This window comes from Ignavibacteriales bacterium (assembly GCA_026390815.1).
Taxonomy (GTDB): domain Bacteria; phylum Bacteroidota; class Ignavibacteria; order Ignavibacteriales; family SURF-24; genus JAPLFH01.
In genome coordinates this window covers 1-22,413 of the sequence record JAPLFH010000027.1, presented here as the reverse complement: position 1 = coordinate 22,413, position 22,413 = coordinate 1, and the positions used below count along the sequence as shown (strand labels likewise).

Below are 22,413 nucleotides of genomic sequence, written 5' to 3'. Positions count from 1 at the left end.
CTGTATCTCTGTTGAGTAGTGGTGTTTATATTTTACAATGCTGCCAATGGATTATTATTGCTCTTAATATATTCATCATAAATTGCACTTAATCTTTTTCTTACTTTTATATTTTCATCATTATCAGAAATAACTTTTACCAAATATAAACCTCTTGCATCACCAATTTGATAAAGAGCCATCGAAATAAGAATTCTTATATTAGCCTTTTCTTCTTTCCTTAATTGCGACATCAAAGGAAGAACAGCTTTAGATATTTTATATTTGCCTGCAAAGTAAATGCAGCTTTTTCTTAAACCTTCGTTGTTGGAATTCAATCCGCTCATAAAATTTTGTGTGTCAGCTTTGCTAAGATTTACTATCACTCTTCCACAATCATTATTTTCCTGAGCAACAATACCGGTATTTGATATAGCGAGCAAACCTATAACCATTAATGCTGTTAAAAATATTCCGGCTTTTTTGTAATTATGTCGTTCCATTTTATCCTCTCGTTTTATAAATAATAATTTTGCTTTCTATACGTTAAGACGGTGGTTCAACAATAGAGTTACAGATAATTTTGTCATGAATTGTCAAAAGATGTCATAAGAAATCCCTGCTCTACCCACAAAGACTATACTTCTTACTTAAGAGAGAGAGTGGTTGAAAATAAATATTATAATTGTAAGTATGCTAAATATAAAATTCATTTAAGCTGTCATCTTAAAAACTATCCGCTAATTAGCTCACTTTTATTAATGAAAGAAAACCAAAATTGAACAATTAGATAAGTTCTAAACTGGAATTACGAAGTGTGAAGTTAAAACTTTCTAATGGAAAAGATGAATATTATGGAAGGTGTTGAATTTCATTGTCAAGAAAATAAAAAGAAATTTGTATTTTGTTTTGTCAAACAACATTATCATTTGGTAAATTACACTTGTAAAATTTTTAAGATCGATTTTAATGAAAACAACAACACTAATCATTCTTATTTTAACCACTCTTCTTTTTCCCCAACCAAAATCTAAAGTTTGTCTCGTAATTCATGGTGGGGCGGGAACGATTACCAAAGCCAGTATGCCCACTGAAGAGGAAGAAGCATACAAAAGCAAATTGAAAGAAGCGCTCTTTGCCGGATACGAAATTCTGAAAAACAACGGTAATAGTTTGGATGCGGTTGAATCAGCAATAAAAATTCTCGAGGATTCGCCATTGTTTAATGCAGGAAAGGGCGCCGTATTCAACAGTAAAGGAAAGAATGAACTTGATGCCGCAATTATGGATGGAAGCAATCTGAAAGCCGGTGCAGTGGCTGGAGTTCTTAAGGTTAAAAATCCAATTAGCCTTGCCAGATTGGTAATGGAAAAATCAACACAAGTTTTACTAACTGGCGATGGTGCAGAAGAGTTTGCCATTTCGCAGGGAATTGAATTAGTGCCGGAAGATTATTTCTTCACAGAAAAAAGATGGCAGCAATTGCAGAAGGCAAGAGAAGGTGAAAAGAAAGATTCTATTCCAAAGTTTAATAACATAAATGCTGATTTTAAGTTCGGCACTGTTGGTGCGGTTGCTTTGGATAAATCTGGAAATCTTGCGGCAGGAACTTCAACTGGAGGGATGACAAATAAAAAATATGGACGAGTTGGAGATTCGCCAATAATTGGCGCCGGCACTTATGCTAACAATAAAACCTGCGCAATCTCCTGTACCGGTCACGGCGAGTTCTTCATACGCAATGTGGTTGCATCTGATATTTCTGCCAGGATGGAATACAGCCATTCATCACTTAAAGATGCCGCGGAAGAAGTGATAAATAAAAAATTGGTTGAACTTGGAGCAAAAGGCGGATTGATAGCGTTAGACAAAAATGGTAACTTTGTTATGCCGTTTAACACCGAAGGAATGTACCGCGGATTTATTAAAGATGATGGTACCTGGGAAGTAAAAATTTACAGGGAATAAATTATGAAAACTAAATTAACAACAATTGGAATTATTTTTCTTTCCATCTTCACAATGGCGCAACAATATTCTGTTGAGTTTAGAGTGAATATGAGTATACAGGAAACTTCAGGTAAGTTTGATCCTGTCGCTGATATGGTTGTAGTCCGTGGTAATTTCCAGGTAGATGCTGGTGATGTAGCGGACTGGTCAGGAACAATGTTCGAATGTACTGATTCAAACGGTGATAAAATATTTACCGCTACGGTTAATTTGCCTTCTGCAAAAACTGGGACAGCATATGATTTTAAATATGTAATTATAAAGGACGGTGTGGATAATTGGGAAAGCATTGATAACAGAACCTTTGAGTTGACTAATTCCTCACAAGTACTAGACGTAGTTTTTTTTAATGATATAAAAACTGTTGGGAAAGAGATTAACGTTGAATTTGTTTGTAATATGGAATATGAAACTCTAACCGGAAGTTTTAATCCGGCTAATGATTGGGTTTCAGTAAGAGGAGATTTTAACGGATGGGGCGAGGATGATACACTCAACCAGGATCCTTCAAATGAAAACCTTTATAAAAAAACCTTGCTGCTTTATGTTTCTACGGGAGATTATATAAATTATAAGTTTACTTATACTACACCAACAGACACAATTTGGGAAAACGATCCGAACAAAGATTATACTTTTACACAAAATGATTACAATAATAGTTTCGCACTTATTTCCAGGTACTTCAACAGTATCGCACCACCACCGCCGCTACGGGATCATAAGATTAAATTTACTGTATCGATGGACAGTGCTAAATCTTGTTTAACCGGCGGACCTTTTGCAAAAGTAGAAAATGTTGTCCTTGCAGGAACAGTGCTTCCTTTAAAATGGCCAGGAGATTGTTGGCCGGATACTGAGTATAATAAACTTATTTTATTGAAGGACGATGGAACAAGTGGAGATTTAATTCCTAACGATAATGTTTGGAGCTGTGATATTTTGTTTGATAAATATTCACCTCTCCAAATTCAGTATAAGTACGGGGCTAATTTTGCTTTACCTTACTCAAGTCTTGCTTGTAATGATAATGAATTTACAAATCAGGAGCATTTTGTATTTTTATCACCAGACTTAATTAGTGCTGCCACGCGTGACACCTTTGGTATTATGGGCTACAAACCACTTTACGATATTGTACTTGTTGATGTTGATGCGAAGATTGATAAACCACTTTCATTTTCGCTTGAACAGAATTTCCCTAATCCGTTTAATCCAAGTACAACAATCAGATATTCCATTTCTGATGCTGGTTTCGTTTCTCTTAAAATTTACAATCTGCTTGGGCAGGAAGTGGTGATACTTGTAAATGAATACAAACCTGTGGGCACATACACTTATCAATTCCGCTTAGCGGAATCGATTAACAATTCCCAGCTACCAAGCGGGATATATTTTTATCAACTAAAAATCGATGGTTATTCTTCAACAAAAAAGATGATTTTGCTCAGGTAGAATAAATTAACCTTTTTAAAAAAATATTAGTGTCTCGTCAATCTTGTCCTGACGTTTTAATTTAAACGACGTAAAACGATAAACGAAAGAATTAACCGTCTCGCTTCTGTCGTTTCTCGTTTGACGTGACAAGAGATTACTTTCTTCCCAAATAATCCAGTACTGCATGAATAAAAGTCAGCGGGTGAGTCGGGCAGCCGGGGATGTATAAATCAACCGGTACTTCATCAAAAAACTTTCTATTAATCTGATTTGATTCTACAAACAAACCGCCGCTGATTGCGCAAGCGCCAACTGCTATTACAATCCGCGGTTCGCTTACACTTTTGTAAGCGTCCATTAAAGCAGGAGCCATATTCTTAGAGATTGTTCCCGTAACAACAATTCCATCAGCGTGTCTTGGCGATGCGACAAAATCAATTCCGAATCTTCCCATATCAAAATTTACGTTGGTAGTTGCCGCTAATTCCATTTCACAGCCGTTACATCCACCGGCGGAAACCTGCCGCAGCTTTAATGATCTACCAAATAGTTTGTGTATTTCTTTCTTTGCTTCTATCGCTTCTTTATCGAAAGTCTGAAATGTTTTTCCTGAAGTAATAATTAATTTATCCCGATCTGTACTGCCAAGACGATATTGCGGAGTAAATTTAATTGCTCCATTAGAATAAACTCTTTCACACTCACCGCAAAATGTACATTTACCAAGATCAATGTTTAAAGGATTCAAATCAATTGCATTCGTGGGACAAATATCTTTAGCTTTTTTACCGCCATCATCGCATTTGCTTTCATCAATAACCGGAAAACCGCGGAAAGCTGATAACAGTTCTGCCTTGCGAATATTTTTAATTGCCTGTTTACCATGTTGTATGCGAAGCTTTAGTAAATCTAACATTTTCTGTTTCCGAATAATTTCTATAAATCAAATCCACAATAAGAAAGATTAAAACTCTTGTTGCACACCGGAAAATCCGAAATACCATTTTTTCTTACAGCCAGAGCCAATGCAAGCCAGTTATGGAACGAAGGATCTTTTATTTTATAACGCTTAAGTAAACCATCACTATCAGTTATTGCTGCGTGCGCAATTTCTCCGCGCCATCCTTCCGCTAATGAAATTACAAACCGGTTTGGCAGAAGCTTCTCAATTGATTTTTTTAATTCTCCTTCGCCAAGCGCTGCAAGCTGTTCTTTAATTATTCTAATCGATTGAGTTATTTCGATGTAACGGATATAAGCGCGTGCAAAAACATCCCCGGTGTTTAGCGTTAATTTATAAACCGGAAAGAAAATAAATCCACCGTAAGGATGATCGGAACGGACATCAATTGAAATACCGCTTGCTCTTGCTGCTGGTCCCACCATTCCAATTTCCTGCGCAGTTTCTTTTAATACAATTCCAGTTTTTTCAAACCGCGCTAACACAGAAGCGGAAGAAAATAAAACTTCAGCCGCTAATGTAAATTGATCTTCCAGTTTATCTATTGTGTTGAATATTGTTTCGCTAAGTCCCGGATCAATATCAAAATTAACTCCACCTATTGCGATTAATCCACGACCAAACCTGCTTCCGCAAATTGCCATTGATGTGTTAATAATTTTTGTCTTCAACGCACCAAAAACGGAGCTGCCGGTTAAATAAGCCACATCGTTTGATAATGCAGCTAAATCACCAAGATGAATTCCGATTCTTTCCAATTCTAATGCAATTGTTCTGATTAGCATAGCACGGCGCGAAACACTAATACCGGCAAGCGATTCCATCGCCCGGGCAAATGTTCCGGCATGACCAATAACAGAATCACCGGCTATCGATTCGGAAAGTTTTAATAAATAGATCGGCTTATTTTTATGCTGAATAAATAATTCTTCTATTCCCCGGTGTTGAAATCCAAGTTCAATTTCCAGATGATAAATTTTTTCTCCATGGCAGGAAAATCTAAAATGTCCTGGTTCAATAATTCCTGCGTGAATTGGACCAACTCCAACTTCGTGAACTTCTTCACCGTTCATATTAAAAAATTCATATTGCGTTTCAACATCTGAAATACCGGCAATACCTTTTCTAACCGGTTTTAACCAAGGATGTCCTATTGGCTTTATTCCGAACTGTTCAAAGAATTCTCTTTCAAAAAGATGGAAGGCATTTGCTTGTGGTGTGAGAGATTCAAAATGTTTTTCATTCTTAAATTTTGCCGATGCAACGTAAAGTTTTGATTTTTCATCATCAGCCAAAACTGTGTACAATACAACTTCATCTAGTTGTTTATCACCAAAGAATTGCACCAAACGTTTGCCGGAAGAAATTCCTTTAAGCAGTTGTGCGCGCAATTCATCAAACGGTAAAAGTGGGATTTCATTTAAAGGAATTGATTGCAAATTTTTTATTTCAGCCCAGTTCAAAAATAAACTCCTGTTCAATTTAAAAAGCCAGCGGCATTTTGTATCAAAGTTAAAACGCTCTGTGGAATGTTTGTTCCAATTGTTAAAAGCAAAAGTAAAAGTATTACTTGTCCAACATAAGCAGTCAGATCTAGTCTTTTTGTTGGTTCATTAGATAAATCATTGCCGAAAGACATTTTGAAAACAGTTCCACCCATTCCGTACATAATTACTGCAAGCAATATAAAAAACGGAACTGCAAGCCAGCCCATGCCAATCATAAAAAAGGCTTTAATAATTAAAAACTTACTAATGAAAGAAGGAAATGGTGGCATTCCGGAAATAGATAGAAACGAAGCAATCCAGATCCAACCGGTGAAAGAATCTTTTTTAATTAATCCTTGAACGTCATCAACTTTTTTACTTTTATAAAGATTTAGAATATTTCCGGAAGTTAAAAATAAAGATGCCTTGGAAAATGAATGTGCAACGAGGTGAATCATTGCGGCAAAAATTCCGGGGGCACCAAGCGCTACTCCAATAAAAAGGATTCCCATATTTTCAATTGAAGAATAAGCGAGCATTCTTTTGTAATTTTTTATCTGCAGCATAAACACAGCGCTTATAAAGAGCGAAAGGAATCCGGAAACAAGCAATAGAAAATTAGAGAAATAATCTTTATCTGCACGGATCATAATTTCCTGAACCCTGATTAGCCCAAGGAAAGCTGTGTTAAGAAGCGTTCCAGAAAGCAATGCTGATACCGGTGATGGGGCTTCGGAGTGCGCATCCGGTAACCAAGCATGAATTGGTGCAATACCAATCTTGGTTCCGAATCCAATGAAAATAAAAGCAAAGGCAATCTGCAGCCAGAAAGGATTTATCTCTGCGGCGTGTTTATATAGATCAACAAAAAAGAGAGAGCCAAACGACCTGCTTCCAATTGAAAGAATTATTATACCGATGAATGCGAGAGCAATTCCAATTGAACAGATATATACATATTTCCAGGCGGCTTCCAGCGAAGATTTTTTTCTTTCAAAATAGATTAATAATGCGCTGGATAAAGTTGTAGCTTCTACAAAAACCCAGAGCAAAGCCAAATGTGTTGCAAGCAAAACTCCGGTCATTGATGTAACAAAAAGAAAAATTGTAGCAGTATAAGCGGCTTCTTTTTGTTTTGAAAGCTTATGTTCCTTAAAATAAAATAAACTGTAAACCGACGACATTGCAAACACAACCGACATAATTGTAAGGAAGAACGTTCCTATAGAATCGAAGCCGAAATAAATAGTAAGCCAACCAGGTAAAATTATCCAACTTATTCCGTTCCAAAGAGCAATGACGATTGAAAGATAAACAGCCGGCACCAATAATAATGAAGCTCGGGTTACTAACCTGTTATTAGCAAGTAAAACTAATACTCCAAGCACTATGGGCAAAAATAATAAAATACTTATCATCGTCAGTCCTTCAACTCGGTTAGTATATCAATATGATTCCCATCGTACATTGCCTGGATTTTATTAAAAAAGATTACAAAAAGATAAATGCCAACAAACAGATCCAGCAGAACACCAAGGTTAACAAGCATCGGCATTTCGTTGGCGACTGAAAGAGACAATAAAAATATTCCGTTTTCCAACATCATATAACATAAAATGTGAGTTATAATTCGCTTGCGGTTTACAATAAGAAATAAGCTGGAAATTAGAATGACAATTGAAATTCCAAAATAAAGCGGCTTAATCCCAGCTTCAATTTTGGCTGCCCAAAATGCCGCAATAAATCCAAAGATAAAAATTGCGCTTGCAATCAAGAGAGAATAAAACTGCGAAATATATGGCTCCACCTCTCTTCCAATTTCATTTTTACGGATAACATTTAGCAGGAATAAAGGAATTACGATTGCTTTAATAACCAAAGTTTCTACGCAAAGAAAAGCTATATTAAGCCAGTTGATTTCTTTAATATCTATTACAATAAGAAGGAATAAAAGAAAACCCTGTAACGCCAAAGTTTTTACGTATGCTTCTATTCTGCTTGCTGCAAAAACATAAAGCATGCTTGTTCCTAATAGAATAATAAGAACGTCGCTCATTTAATCCCTCCGCGTAAAAAGAAAATTACAACAGCGAAAGCTGTAAGTGAAAGAGCCGTCATAAGAAAAATAAATTGCGGAACGTGCGACATTCTTGCTCGGGCTATTAACGATTCCACTAATCCAATAATTACAGCAATAAGAAAAATTATTGCAAAATAAATAATCAGCGCAAATGCGGGTTCAAGATTTGTAGAAATCAGAATATCTGCAAGCAGAGTTGATATGAGGACTAACTTCATTCCCGCTGAGTAAAGAATGAACGCTAAATCGGGACCGGAATAATCGAGCACCATTACTTCGTGAATCATCGTTAGTTCTAAATGTGTATTCGGATCATCAACTGGTACGCGCGAGCCTTCAGTTAACAGCATTATCATTAACGATACAACAAAAAGCGACTTAACTAAAATTGTATATCCGGCACTCACATTAAGCAATGCAAAAATAGCTGTGAAGGAAGTTTGCCCGGTTAACAAAGAAAGAGTTCCGATTAAAATAAAAAATGCCGGTTCTACAATTGAGGAAAAAGTAACTTCTCTGCTTGCACCCATACCTTCAAAGCTGCTGCCGGTATCAAGCGCAGCTACGACAGTAAAAAATTTAGCAAGACCAAGTGTATAAGCGAAGAGTAAAAAGTCGCCTGGAAAATTTAGAATGGCACCAACTGCTGGAATAGGTAAAATTAAAAAGGCGAACATTACCGCTGCAATATTAACTGAAGGAGCAATCTTAAAAACATAAGAAGTTGTTTTGCTTATTACTTCTCCTTTGCGGAGGAGCTTAAGAAAATCATAAAAAGGTTGCAGAATCGGAGTTCCTTTTCTACCAGCCCAAAGTGCTTTTACCCGGTTTATAACTCCAAGAAACAGAAACGGCGCAAAAAGTAAAAAGCATATTTGAATAACTACAAACATTTACATTCCTCCAATTATCCAGATAAGGATTAGTATCAGAAAGATTAATCCATAAAGAATGTATTGCTGCATCTGTCCGCTTTGTATCCATGCAAATGAATTTAATGACTGACGGATAATTTTAAGTATCGGTTGAATAAACGATTTTTCAGTAAAATCATGATGGGTGGTTTCCAGATGTGCCTCAGCAGGAAAATAGTTTTTCTGAGTTTCAACTTTTATTTGTCGTGGAACGAACTCAGCGATTAATTCTAAAAATGGAGAAGCAAAAGAACTGCTTGTGTATTGCAGTCGACTGCTTTCTGCCTGGTATCCACAATCCCAAGTTTTAAATACAGTAACTTGTCTTTTTCGTAAAAGCAAAAATCTTAACAGCAGGAAAAAGAGAATCATTCCACCGAGCAGAAAGAGGGCTTGACTTAACCAATTATAAATATTAATAATGTTTGCAAATTCAAGATTAAAATCCGCCGGAATAAATTGTTTTAGCACTTGATACAATGTTGGCAATACAAATCCAGGCAATAACCCAATAAACAAAATAAAAAGAGAAAGTGTAATCATAGGCATTAAAAATGAAAATGATTTTTCAGAAACGCGTTCATCATAAACTTTTCTGGGCAATCCTAAAAAACAAATTCCAACTACTTTTGTAAAACAAAGTACAGCCATTGCACCTATAAGAGCAAGTCCGGACATTCCAATTAAAACAGCAATGTTTAAAGCAAGATTATTAATGGAGAATCCTTTCGCCATTCCCAGATAGAGTGCAAATTCACTAATGAATCCATTAAACAATGGGAGACCGCTTATAGCAATTGATCCTAATAAAAAAAGAGAAGCTGTTATAGGAATAAATTTAATAAGACCGCCAAGTTTTTCGGTATTTCGAGTTCCGGCTTTTAAATAGACTACACCTACACCATAAAAGAGCAAGGATTTAAAAACGAAATGATTAAAAACATGTAAGATGCCGCCAAGAAATCCTAAAAAAGCGATGGTAGGTTGATTATATGCAAGTCCAACCATACCAATGCCAATACCCATTCCTATAATTCCAATGTTTTCAATACTATGATACGCCAGCAATTTTTTTAGATCGTGTTGAGCAATGGCATTCATAACACCTAAAATTCCGGTTATGATAGAAAGAAACAAAACAGCAAAAGCTAATCTGGAGTCAGGAACTCCTACAAGTAATAAAATTCTTAGAATACCATAGATTCCGGTTTTAATCATCACACCGGACATTATTGCAGAAACTCCAGTTGGTGCTGCAGGATGTGCTCTTGGAAGCCACGTGTGGAAAGGAACAAAACCAGCTTTTGTTCCAAAGCCGATAAAGAACATTATAAATAGAAGTATTGAAATCCAGTCTTTTCCACCAAGAATTTTTGTAAAGGAAGCAAAATCAAAACTGCCGGTTAGACTCGCAATCCAAGCAAAAGCAGCAATTAAAAATGATGCTCCGATCTGCATAGCAATTAAATAATAAATACCGGCTTTCCGAACATCCTCTTTATCATTTTCAAAACTTACAAGAAAGAAAGATGAAATTGACATCAATTCCCAGACAACCAAAAACATTATTGAGTTCTGTACTGTTACAACCAATAGCATCGCAGTAATTAAAAGTCCAAAGAAAAAATAAAACGATGAAAGAGAATATTTTCCACTTTGATAATGCTTCATGTATCCATACGAATAAATTGAGGCAAGCAGGGAACCTACGGAAATGATTAGAGCAAAGAAGGCAGCAAGCGGATCGAGCCGTAATGATGCATTGCCAATTGGCTGAGAAAAGGAAAAGATTGTTTCTGATAAATTTCCATAAACCAAAGCAGAAAATACTTCCGGAAGAATAAAGAATTGAGCAACGATTCCAAAGGAAACAAGAACTAATCCCTTGATTTTATCCCTTACAAAAATCGAAATAATGCCGGCGATAAAAAAAAGTAAAGTACCAATAAGAAAATTATTCATCCGAAGTCGACCTCTATTTTTGCCATTCTGGTTCTTTGGATTGAACAAAGGTTAAGAGTTCATCCTTAGGCGTTTTCTTTTTTAACATTTCAATAAAGGAATCCATCTGGCACAAAAAGGAAATTTTAGAAAGCACTTCCAGGTGCCTGCGTGGATTGTTGGTTAGAACAATAAAAAGAGTGTGAACCAACTCGCCGTCTAACGACTGGAAGTCAGTTAGATTTTTTAAATAGCAAATTGAAATGCTCGCATTTTCATCACCAGTAATAATTGGGTTTCTTGGATGGGGAATAGAAATACCTTTACCGATAGCTGTTGTCATCATTTCTTCTCTGCTCAATAATGCAGAAATTATTTCTTCTTTAGAAATATGCGTTGGTGTTGAAATCGTATAAATAGCATTTTGCAAAACTTCTCTAACTGAATTACCTGCAACATCTGCATAAATTCCACCAGCTTGTACCAACTGCCGGAAGTTAGTTGGCTGCGAGGAAGAAGCTACACTTAGCACATTTGATGCAAGTTCAATTTTATTACTTAAGATCCATTCATTAATTTCTGAGCGATTAAATCGATATTGATGATTGATTCGATAGCACGGAATTTTCTTTTCTTTAATCCAACGATAAACCGTCTTTTCCGAAACTTGAAGCTGGTCAACAATATCTTTGATTTTTAAATCCATTAAGCACTTCTATTTTTTGAAACAAATGTAGCCAAAATTCCTGAAATGGTCAAAAAGCGGTGTGTTTATCTGAAATTGTCCGTTATTGTCTGGAGCCAAAATTTTATTTAGACATTAAAAGCAAGCCGGAATCCAGGAATTTGTTTAAACCTTTTATACGAAAATGGAAATGGTTTTTTTGAAATGGGTATATGGGTATATGGGTATATGGGTATAAGGGTATATGGGTATAAGGTATCTATTTATTGTATTGCCATGTAAGTTTCTGTTGTTTGTATCAAAATATTTGAAATGATTTTCCATCATCCTCTTTACCCTTATCACCCTATACCTTTATAGCCTTATACCAAAAACTTCCATGAGCAAAACAAGAAAACTAAAACCAATTTATTCTAATTTATATATATCAGTTTTTATTTTACCGATGCCATTAATTATTATTTCTCCATGTCAAACAAACCCTCAATAGAAAGATATCTTTCACCAGTATCATATCCGAAAGAAAGGACACGGCTGCCGGCGGGAATTTCTGGAAGTTTTTTTGCGACTGCAGCTAATGATGCACCGGAAGAGATTCCCACAAATATCCCTTCTTCTATGGCTGCTTTAGTTGCATACATAAATGCTTCCTCTTTAGAAACCTGAATTGTTCCATCAAGTAATTCTACTTTCATAATGTTAGGGATAAATCCCGCACCAATACCCTGGATTGGATGTGGTCCTGGTTTTCCACCACTAAGCACCGGTGAAAGAATGGGTTCAACGGCAAAAACTTTTAAATTTTGCCATTTATCTTTTAAAACCTGTGCACAACCAGTAATATGTCCGCCTGTGCCCACACCTGTAATCAAGTAATCCAATCCTTCTGGAAAATCCTTTAAAATTTCCTGAGCGGTTGTTTCTCGGTGAGCTTTTGTGTTTGCCTCGTTATCAAATTGCATCGGCATCCAGGCTTTGGGATTTTGTGCTACCAATTCTCTTGCTTTATCTATAGCACCCATCGTTCCTTTCTCTCGCGGTGTAAGTTCAACTTTTGCTCCATAAGCCTTCATCAAGCGCCTTCTTTCAATTGACATGGAATCCGGCATTACAAGAATGAGTTGATATTTTTTTACAGCACAAACCATCGCCAATCCAATGCCGGTATTACCGGAAGTTGGTTCTATAATTACTGTGTCTTTCTTTAGAACCCCGCGCTTTTCGGCATCTTCAATCATTGATAGAGCAATACGATCTTTTATGCTTCCACCAGGATTTGCTCTTTCCAGTTTAAACCAAACTTCCACATTTTTTTTATAAAGATTATTTATTCTAACATGTGGAGTATTACCAATTGTTTCAAGTATGTTATTAGCTTTCATATCTATCCTTTCTTTTTTATATAACAAAATTCAATGGTTCTTCACCAAAATCCTTTGCACTGCGTACTTTTACCTGGCTTTTATGATATACAACTGACTCGGGCGGTACACTTTCAGTCAACCACACATTACCACCAATAACACTATGATGACCGATTACAGTTTCTCCGCCAAGAATAGTTGCACCTGAATAAATTACGGTATCGTGCTCAATTGTTGGATGACGTTTTGTGTTTGCTAATTTTTTATTTACACTCAAAGCTCCAAGAGTAACCCCCTGATAGATTTTTACATTTTCTCCAATAATTGAGGTTTCTCCAATTACTATTCCTGTTCCGTGATCTATAAAAAAAGAATCCCCAATTGTTGCACCTGGATGAATATCTATCCCCGTAAGCTGATGAGCATATTCCGTTAAAATTCGTGGGAAGATTGGAACATTCATTAAATAAAATTCATGCGCAACACGATAAATTGCAATTGCATAAAAACCAGGATAAGCAACAATCACTTCGTCAATGTTTTCAGCAGCGGGATCACCTTTTAATATTGCTTCGGCATCAAGGATCAATTTATCATGAATCCCTGCGGACTTTATGCAGAAAGTTTCTGCAACATCTTCTACGGGGATTGGAATCAATTCCTGAAGAGGTTTTAGAATATGCAGCAGATTCTTTTTTAAAAGAATAAGCTCAGCCTCAATTTCCTGTGGAGAAAAATAATCCTTCTTGCCAAAGTGCGGAAATAGAATTTGAAGGAATTCTTCAGCAAATGATTGAACATCAGATTTTTCCGGCATTATAAAAGTGCGGGGTTGTCTTAGCTTAAATAATTTTTCTGAAAACGATTCTGCATGATTGCAGATTGTTTTTTCTTCTTTTTTTTCATTACTCATATGTTAAATAAACGGAGAAATTGTGTTGAATAGTTCCTAAATGAAATTTACTTATACAATGGTTAGAAAAATATGTGTAAAAATCAAATTTTAAATGAAGCAAAACACAGGAAGGTTAATAAGTATGCACAATTAATAAAAAAGAATAGCGCTGTTTCAGAATTACCTTTACAAGTAGTACCTATTAAGGAAGCTTTTGGGCAATCAATTTAAGTTTATCATTAACCAACTCTTTCTGTTTTTCAGACAATTTAAGTGAACTTATGTTTCTATATTCAGCATACGCTTCCTCATAAAGTGATAACTTTACCAGTAAATCGGCAAAGTAAATTCGATCTGACACAAGCTGCTGAGTTTCCGGGTATTTTCTGAAAGCATCCTTGGCAACTAAAACTGCTGATTCTTTAAAACCAACTTCGGCAAGCTGTCTTGCCCCATTTATTTTTTTTATTCCAAGATCAGAAGTAACAACTGGATTGCTTTTTTTCCCATTGTTTTCTGTACCATAAACAGCCGTTGATTTAACATTCGAATTATTTTTTTGCCTTGGAATGTATTTAACTTCCTCTGCTGTTAGAGCTAATAACAGATCATTAAGTGAAATCTTTTTTATACTTCCAAGATTAATTGCTGAATTACTTTTCAATAAGAAGTTCTTTCCATCATTGCTAAGTTGAACATAGGAATTTTCACCGGTGGCAACCAAATCTATAGAAGAAAGCTTGTTACCAGATTTAACATCTTCCCACTTTTCGTTTGTTCCCCTCTGAACGAGAACTTTACCATTTACTTTTTCAACAATGAAAGTTTGAGAAAGTAAGTTTATTGAAAGTACTACTATTGCTAAAATAAGTTTAAACATTTTTTATTCCTTTTTTTTCATCGCAGCGTAAAAGTAATAACGCCGGAAGTTTTAATAAATATCTACTATTTGAATATTTCCTTTGGCTAATCCTAATTTGTTTATTGCTTCATCATAAAATTTTTGCGAAGCAATTTCCCAGGCTGAATTGAAATCGCTTACGGAAGTTGTCTCAACAGGAATCCAAACCATGTCTTTTCCAGATAAATTTTTTCTTAGAAAATATTTTTTATCATTTGCTGTTACATAATCTGCTTCTTCTGGTTTTAGTTCTGTATTAAACATCAAATTTACGTGACTTGCTCCTTCCTCGGATTTATAATCCACAAATGCAGCTTCAACTCCAACGCTTTCCAGCAGACTTGCATAGGCAACACTTAAATCATCACAATCACCGCCTTTTAATTTTACTGTCTCGGATGGAAACTGTACTTTATCGACTGAAGCACGGATATCGGCAACATAAACCATCTTGGTAATAAGGTTTTCAAATAAAAACTTTGCGGTGAAAAATTTGTTAAGTGCCGGAGAAAGAGTATCGAACTGACTTTTATAATTCTTCAAAATATCTTTTGCATAGTTCCTTGAAAAATCAAAATCCTTTTTAACAAAGTAGCGAAGATTTACGACTTTACCGTCCCAGCTATTCAGGTCGTTAATTAAAACAGGTTTTCTAAATTCGTCATCAGGATCATTATTAATCGTGTTTAATAAAAATACAGCCTGCGAAATATCTGTTTTGGCAATCGGCAAATTTCCTTCTTCAATTATCGTGTAGAAAGGTACTTCCACTGTATCTCTTGGAGCAATAGTTACAGATGGTGATTGTACTGTTTCACTATTCAATTTAGTAATTATACTTGATGGTTTTACTGTAACCGGTTTGTCTGTTAAGCTAACCACTTTGCCTATTGCATAAGGATTATCAAGATAATTTTCTGTAAGGGTTGGAAAAATATCCTGAACAACTTTTACATCAATAAACTTAACCAATTTTTCTTCAGTAGTATTAAGCGCAAAATTTATAGAGAGAATTGCTTTATCAAAACTATATTTATTATTGATCAAATTATGAATCCCCAGACTGCTGAACTCGTTAAAAGATTGTCTTCCTTTCCTATCAGAGAAATATTTAACTCCGGAAAGAGTTAAACTAAAATATTTGATTGAATAATTTAATGCCGGAATGACTCCAGCAATGAACGGATTTTGATATTTATCGTGAAAAGCCGCTGCTGACAAACTCAGATTCCCATTTAACATATTAAATCCAAAATTAATTCCCGCCAGAAAAGAATTATTTATCTCATAAATTAATTTTGTGTTTATAAAATCATTTAACTGATAATTTAATCCAAATGAAGCAGACTTTTTTGATTGCAACAAAAACGCCTTGTTCTCATCTTCAACAACATTTTGTGTAAACAGATTGATTGAAGAAAAACTAATAGTCAAATCTTCCTTAGGAGAATAACTTACGCCAATATCTCCGCGCCAGAAATTATAATTTTTTGTAAGAGTTTCTGTACTAATGGATGTAACCGAATCTGAAAAAGAAGTTCGTGCCTGATCTTCTGAAATTTCCTGAAGGAAGTATCGCAGAGTAAATCCAATATTAAGATTTTTCAAGAGGGAATAAGAATATCCAAAACCAAACCGTTCTTCATAATGATATTTTGTTTTAAGAGTAACCGGGATTGTATCATTAACATATATACTTGTTCCAGTATTAAATAGAAAATCTTTTTGATAAGATGGAGAATACCGGAAGGAAAAGAAGTGTCTTTCCAATTTTTTGGATATTGATAGAAAGTATAAATTGCCATTAACTTTCTTTGCAAATTCGCCGCCATAGGAAACAGAAAATTCCCAATCTTTAATTCTCGAAAAATTAGCCACATTGCTTTCAAGGCTGTTTAATTTGAAATGAGAATTAAACTTATTGGAAGCCTCTCCAAAAAGCTCAAAGGAATCCTGAGCATATTTCATATCGGACGATAACATAGTTATTCCAGCAATTATAAATAAAAACTTACTACGGAATATCCAGTTGGATGCTATGTATACTTTGCGCAGAAATTGAATGATCATTTAGTGTGCTGTTTGGTTCATAATCAAATACTTTTTGGCGAATGAAGGTGAAGACAATTTTATCATATAAAGAAAAAGGGAAATCTTTCCAAAGGTAAGCTGGAATCAATAACTCTCCATTATCTCGTGCTCTTAATTTGAAGAAAGGAAATACTTCCTTTTTATCAACTCCTTTCTTAATACCACCAATTACCACATCAATCTTACCCTGTGTACTTCCGTTCCAGCTTAACAAGAAATTTCTTTCTAAATTATTGTTTCCTTTAATTTCCACACTTCCAATAATTTCTTTTGGTGTTGGTATTTGGAAATGAGTAACAATATTACCCATAACTCTAAGTTTAAAATCTACATTTGATTCATGAACAAAATTGAAAGGATCACCAATGTTTTCTTTTTTATAAAGTATATGATATGAACCAACAACAGAATCTCTAACAGCGTTATGTTCTTTTCTATGAACTATAAACGGGACAAGTCTTGCAGGATGTTCATCAAATAAAACCATTCCCAAAGTTCTTGTTTTATATCCAACTGTTCTTCCGGATCTTATTTTTATCGGTTGGTTTTTGTCAAAGAAAATTGCCTGTGCTAATACTATTTTAATGGTTTTTGTTTTATACGTGGTTTTAACAGAACTAACGGAAATTACTGAAGAAAAGTTTGGAACAGGAGAAGTAATTCCAGTTGAATCATATCCATTACTATAAACAAAATTATCTGGTTCTTTTGCAATAACTTCAATTGCAAGATTTTCGTTTGTCTGATTTTCATCAACAGCCAATTCTGTTGGAGATGGTTTTTCGCACGAGTATAAAACGAAAGCTAAAATAAAAACCACAATATGTATAAATAATTTTTTCATTTGATACGAATTTAACACCGCTAAGTTTCTAATACAACAGGGAAGCCCCTCCACTGGGGGCTTCTAAGAAATATATTTTTTTATTTATTTAACAAAGTAAGGAATTCCCCACGTTTTGCATTCAACAGAAGTAGCATCGTCAAAAACAACTTGTCTTGGCATTGCATTTATTATTGCATGATAATGTCCATTCCATTGATGAGTTACATATGATTGCTCGTAAACTTTGCTATAGAATTGTCCGTCAAAAGATGAAGAAATTAATTCAAGTTTCCTTTTACTGCGGTGCATTCCTTTTATGTCAGCGCCATAAGTTAAAGTCACAAAATCCGTATCTGCATAAGCACTTTTTACTTCAACTCGTATTAAGGTTGCTTCACCTCTTGATAAGTTTGGTAATTGATGTCTTTTAATTCCATTCTTATATAAGAAATAATCGTTGGGAGAATTAACAACTAAAGTATCCCCGTTAGCAAGGAAAATTGTAAGCTTTGTTATTTCAATATTATTAGTCAGCGTACCACCCTCTGGTAATGATATAGCGGCAATTTTCCAATTATCTAAAGGACGCATAGTGTTGGCTGCTTTAACAAAGATAATTTTTCTTGTAATTGTGGTTGTAAATGATTTTTTAATAAGTGTGTCTACCACAGGGTTGTTGGCTGGATCCACTGGTTCATATGATGCAGCGATAAAAAGAATACCGTTAAAAGTTTTAGTTAGTAAACCGTATGCTGTATCTCCATTAACAGTGACATCAAGGTTTCGGTTTACGCTTGTCATTCTCTGCCCAACTTTTACCGGATAAATCTGGGTGGTTGTTTTTCCAAGAGCAAAACTCATTGCTTCATCTTCGTTATAATTGGGTTCGAAAGATGCAATTGATTCATCATTGTCTGCTATTTTTTCCATTGCTTGTTTATCTGATAAATTATCCTGGCTTTCTACAATATTATCTTTTGCACAACCAGCCAGCCAGATAAACGACAAAACAGTTAAAACTATCGCGCTCCATTTTTTAAAATTCCCATTTAACTTTTCCATTTAATTAACTCCTTTTAATTGATTGCTGAAATTTTCTATTAATCTTTGAATAGAAAATTCCACATATTATGCCATCAGGAAATAGTAAGAAGAAGATTTGTTTTCAATGTGTTTTCGACGCAAACGATTTTATTCAAATGCATGAAAGAGATGAGCAAATGCATGGAAAGTAATTATTCAGGTAAGTGTTTACTTGGAATTCAATTTTACACAATTTAAAAATAGACCGGCAAGCTTGAGCCAGGTATTCAAGAATCGGTGAATGGGCGAATCGGTGAATTCCCACTCGCCGCTTCTACAATTTAAAGAATATTTATTACTCAGTCACATTAGGCAAAAAATTGTAATTGTCATATTGAGCGGAGCGAAATAACACAAACCAGTTTGAAATCGAGGTGTCGAGATTCTTCACTCCGTTCTGAATGACAATTTTGCGTAAGGTAACTTAATTAAATATTTTTGTTGTGTGAACCCATCTGGTAGTAGAAAGGCAAATTTTTGCGTTGTAAGCATTTAGCGATTCAGACATTTTTTAATTATTTCATCAAGATAGATGTGGAATTTTTGCGGAAGGTTTTGATACTTGGAAATCAATTTTGATTTAGTTTCTTCAAATGATGAAGACTTATTTTGGTTTACATCTTTCTCAATGTTGTTCAGGAAGGTGAGAATCTTTGACTTCACTTTCTCATTCACTTGCTCTTCATCGGTTAAAGCTATTTTTTTTATTGTGTTCCCAACATCAAAGTTTGAATCGCAGTAAGTTCTTAAAACTAATCCTCTGAAATTTTCAGATACAATTGTCCGGCTAATTTCAATTTCTTTAGCAGTTTCATTTATTGATGAATGAGAAAAATTCTTTTCCCTTAAAGAATCAAGAATAATTTCTTCCAGGTTCAGTTTCTCTTTCGGAACCATTTCTGGTGGAAGATCATTTAGTTTAATAATTTTTCTACCTGCAGATCTGGCGAAAATTATTGCCCGCTTTATCACCGATTCAAGTTCTCTTACATTTCCTTTCCACTCGTAAGAAATCAACTGCTCAAGAACTGCTTTGGAAAGCACAAATTTTTCCGGCTCACCTGATAGAAAATGATTTGCAATTATTTGAATATCATCTTTCCTTTCACGCAATGCCGGTAATTGAATTTTAATTACATTTAATCGGTAATAAAGATCCTCTCTAAACTTTTTTCCTTTTATCAACTGTTCCAGGTTTTTATTTGTAGCTGCAATTACACGAACATCTGTTTTTCCTGTTTTAGAAGAACCAACTTTCTCAAACTCACCACTCTGAAGAATCCGCAGTAATTTAACCTGAAAATTTTCAGAAGTCTCTCCAATTTCATCCAGGAATATTGTTCCCTTATCTGCCGCTTCAAATCTTCCCATTTTATCTGCTACGGCATTTGTGAACGCTCCTTTAACATGACCGAACAATTCGCTTTCCAGAAGCGTGTCTGACAGAGCTGCACAATTAACCGCCACAAAATTCCCACTGCTTCTTTTACTTAAGGTGTGAATTGCCCGGGCTATTAATTCCTTTCCCGTTCCACTCTCACCCAAAATAAGTACTGTTGCATTCTCCGGAGCAACTTTTTTTATTGTTTCAACAGCGGCAGATATTAATTTACTTTTGTAAATCAATCCATAAAAATTATTTGCTTCAAGAGTTTCATCCAAAGCGGGAACAGGAAGTTCATCTGATTGTCGTATTTTCAGATCATCAATTTCGGTTTGCAATCCGGCAATCTTTTCCTTCATCTCTTGTGAGGCATTTTCTCCGGAAACCTTCATTTCATTTTGTAGTCTTATCAACTGCGATTCCTTTAATTCCATAGCTTTTTTAAGCAATGCGGTTTCATTCAGGATTCCAACCAGGTATGATTTTCTTTCAACTACAAAGGCTAACAAATCTACTACTGCCAGCAAGAAAAAGGGAATAACAAAGAGAGCATAATAAATCTCGACAAAGAAAAAGTTAAAAAGAATGAAGCTGAACAAAAGGAAAAGAAGCAGCAGCGCAAAATATTTATATAACAACTTTAGCTTTATTCCTATTAACACAAACGCAGAAAGAAGTAAAATGATCAGGAAGGCAGAAATTGAATTGTAGTTGGTTTTGATATAACGGTTGTTGAGCAGATTATCTATTGCGAAAGCATGCAGCGCCACACCGGGAAGTTTTTCATCAAAGTTTGTTGTTATCATTCGTGCTATAAGCGGATCGCTTACACCAATGATAACAATTTTTCCCTGGAGGGATTTTAAAGCTGTATCATTGTTTTCAACCATTCGGAAAAATTGAAGCAATGAAAAATTCTTAAAGTTAAGCCATGATGAAATAAAATTTATTTTGATTTTAGAAATATCATTGTATTTTTTATTCATCCCGCTTAATGCAAAAGAAAAAGAAGGCTCAATCGCTTTTCCATCTTTTATCCGAAGTGGAATGACAACTCCGCCATTTTCTATAAATGAAAGATGCCCGCTGTTGAAACCTGGGAATAATAATTTGGGTTCCGGGAAAATAATTTTTGCATTCCTGGTTTCAGCATTAAAATCATTTACAACCGAAGATAGAATAACCTTTCCCGATTTTTGGATTTCCGAATTCAGCAATTCATTGTAAACTGATTGCGAAGTGAGCTTTTCGGATAGAAATATTTCCAGACCAATCTTTTTTACATTAAGAGAAGTAAGCTGACTAATCAGAAGAGCATAGTAATTTCTTTTAAGAGGCCAGGCACCAAAATTCTGTATGTCCTCTTCAGTTATATGAATTATTACAATATTAGTATCAGGTTGTTTTGCACCACCAACTGCATATAAAACATTTTCTACCTGCTGATTCAGTGAAGACCCAATTCCCTTAAACATATATAGAAGTGAAAAGGAAAGTAAAAGAATTACAATTTTGATCTGAGTTTTATTTTTAATTAAAAAGTTATTCATCAATAATTTAATTTATTGGAGTACTGTTTTGTATGTTCAAAGATACAAAGAAAATTTAATTTAATAGGAATCGGAAAATTGAAACTGGAAATTAGAATTCGGAAATCAGAATACAGGATTTGAAATGAGGTTTTAATAAATTGAAATTTAACGATACAAAACAATTCTCAAATTCCTAATTACCAGTTCCCAGTTCTTAATCATTAATCTCTTCTATTCAATCCGCAATCTCAAATCCTCAATCAGCAATTAAGTGCCGCTGCTTTGCCTGCTACATATCCGCTGCTCCACGCCCATTGAAAATTATAACCACCGATCAAACCATCAACATCAAGAATTTCTCCCGCAAAAAACAATCCTGATTGAAGTTTGGATTCCATCGTTTGATAGCGGACTTCTTCAAGTGGTATTCCGCCGGCGGTAGCTTCTGCCTGCTTAAATCCTTTTACACCGGTAAAGTTTAATTTGTAATTTGTAAAGTAAGCTGCCAGTTTCTCCATTTCATCTTTGGTGATTGAATAAAATTTCCTTTCTTCATCAACTCCGGAAAGATTGAACAGAACAGCACACAGTTTATCTGGTAAGAATTGTTTTAAGAAATTCAAAACTGATTTATCAGAATGAATTTTAATCTGCTCTTTCAATAAATCTTTTAAACCATCGTAAGAAAATCGCGGAATAAAGTTAATAACTCACCTTACGCAAAGAGAAAGAAAGGTATTAAATTTCTGGTGACAAAAATCAGAGGTATGCGATGAAAAAAGAACTCTTAGAACTGTACACAGATTATTTAATGAGTTCATTTTCTTATACGACAGCCACGGG

18 protein-coding genes are annotated in these 22,413 nt (G+C 34.9%); 2 read left to right on the top strand and 16 right to left on the bottom strand.

Going from position 1 to position 22,413, the window contains the following annotated elements; genetic code table 11:
- Positions 1 to 32 precede the first annotated feature (32 nt).
- On the bottom strand, positions 33 to 482 hold the full coding sequence (locus NTX22_09040) for a hypothetical protein (protein ID MCX6150654.1): 450 nt from the start codon (positions 480 to 482) through the stop codon (positions 33 to 35).
- A 466-nt stretch (positions 483 to 948) separates the two neighbouring features.
- Between NTX22_09040 and NTX22_09035 the strand changes: the two genes are divergently transcribed.
- Positions 949 to 1,947, top strand: coding sequence for an isoaspartyl peptidase/L-asparaginase (locus tag NTX22_09035; protein ID MCX6150653.1), 999 nt, complete (start codon positions 949 to 951; stop codon positions 1,945 to 1,947).
- Between the two features lie 3 nt (positions 1,948 to 1,950).
- On the top strand, positions 1,951 to 3,444 hold the full coding sequence (locus NTX22_09030; protein ID MCX6150652.1) for a T9SS type A sorting domain-containing protein: 1,494 nt from the start codon (positions 1,951 to 1,953) through the stop codon (positions 3,442 to 3,444).
- 136 nt (positions 3,445 to 3,580) lie between these two features.
- Here NTX22_09030 and nuoB read toward each other — a convergent pair whose 3' ends face one another.
- From nuoB to NTX22_08955, 15 genes are all read right to left on the bottom strand, one after another.
- A complete protein-coding gene (nuoB, locus tag NTX22_09025) occupies positions 3,581 to 4,342 on the bottom strand; it encodes an NADH-quinone oxidoreductase subunit NuoB (GenBank protein MCX6150651.1) in 762 nt (253 codons plus the stop codon).
- 20 nt (positions 4,343 to 4,362) lie between these two features.
- Complete coding sequence (locus NTX22_09020) at positions 4,363 to 5,850, bottom strand: NADH-quinone oxidoreductase subunit C (protein MCX6150650.1); 1,488 nt, start codon at positions 5,848 to 5,850, stop codon at positions 4,363 to 4,365.
- Between the two features lie 14 nt (positions 5,851 to 5,864).
- Complete coding sequence (locus tag NTX22_09015; GenBank protein ID MCX6150649.1) at positions 5,865 to 7,292, bottom strand: proton-conducting transporter membrane subunit; 1,428 nt, start codon at positions 7,290 to 7,292, stop codon at positions 5,865 to 5,867.
- A 2-nt stretch (positions 7,293 to 7,294) separates the two neighbouring features.
- Positions 7,295 to 7,930 (bottom strand): hypothetical protein, encoded by a 636-nt coding sequence (locus NTX22_09010; GenBank protein ID MCX6150648.1) that lies wholly within the window; start codon positions 7,928 to 7,930, stop codon positions 7,295 to 7,297.
- A complete protein-coding gene (locus NTX22_09005) occupies positions 7,927 to 8,847 on the bottom strand; it encodes an NADH-quinone oxidoreductase subunit H (GenBank protein MCX6150647.1) in 921 nt (306 codons plus the stop codon). Before NTX22_09005 ends, NTX22_09010 begins: the two co-directional genes overlap by 4 nt.
- A complete protein-coding gene (locus NTX22_09000; GenBank protein MCX6150646.1) occupies positions 8,848 to 10,830 on the bottom strand; it encodes a proton-conducting transporter membrane subunit in 1,983 nt (660 codons plus the stop codon).
- Between the two features lie 13 nt (positions 10,831 to 10,843).
- Complete coding sequence (locus NTX22_08995) at positions 10,844 to 11,515, bottom strand: PTS sugar transporter subunit IIA (GenBank protein ID MCX6150645.1); 672 nt, start codon at positions 11,513 to 11,515, stop codon at positions 10,844 to 10,846.
- 437 nt (positions 11,516 to 11,952) lie between these two features.
- A complete protein-coding gene (gene cysK / locus NTX22_08990) occupies positions 11,953 to 12,876 on the bottom strand; it encodes a cysteine synthase A (GenBank protein ID MCX6150644.1) in 924 nt (307 codons plus the stop codon).
- 16 nt (positions 12,877 to 12,892) lie between these two features.
- Complete coding sequence (locus tag NTX22_08985; protein MCX6150643.1) at positions 12,893 to 13,771, bottom strand: serine acetyltransferase; 879 nt, start codon at positions 13,769 to 13,771, stop codon at positions 12,893 to 12,895.
- 184 nt (positions 13,772 to 13,955) lie between these two features.
- A complete protein-coding gene (locus NTX22_08980) occupies positions 13,956 to 14,633 on the bottom strand; it encodes a hypothetical protein (GenBank protein ID MCX6150642.1) in 678 nt (225 codons plus the stop codon).
- Positions 14,634 to 14,684: 51 nt separating this feature from the next.
- A complete protein-coding gene (locus tag NTX22_08975; protein MCX6150641.1) occupies positions 14,685 to 16,637 on the bottom strand; it encodes a hypothetical protein in 1,953 nt (650 codons plus the stop codon).
- A 31-nt stretch (positions 16,638 to 16,668) separates the two neighbouring features.
- Entirely contained in the window at positions 16,669 to 17,589 is a 921-nt protein-coding gene (locus NTX22_08970; protein MCX6150640.1) for a hypothetical protein, read from the bottom strand.
- Positions 17,590 to 17,673: 84 nt separating this feature from the next.
- Complete coding sequence (locus NTX22_08965) at positions 17,674 to 18,633, bottom strand: hypothetical protein (protein MCX6150639.1); 960 nt, start codon at positions 18,631 to 18,633, stop codon at positions 17,674 to 17,676.
- Positions 18,634 to 19,146: 513 nt separating this feature from the next.
- Positions 19,147 to 21,588, bottom strand: coding sequence for a sigma 54-interacting transcriptional regulator (locus NTX22_08960; GenBank protein ID MCX6150638.1), 2,442 nt, complete (start codon positions 21,586 to 21,588; stop codon positions 19,147 to 19,149).
- Between the two features lie 242 nt (positions 21,589 to 21,830).
- Entirely contained in the window at positions 21,831 to 22,268 is a 438-nt protein-coding gene (locus tag NTX22_08955; GenBank protein MCX6150637.1) for an NAD(P)/FAD-dependent oxidoreductase, read from the bottom strand.
- Between the last annotated feature and the right edge of the window lie 145 nt (positions 22,269 to 22,413).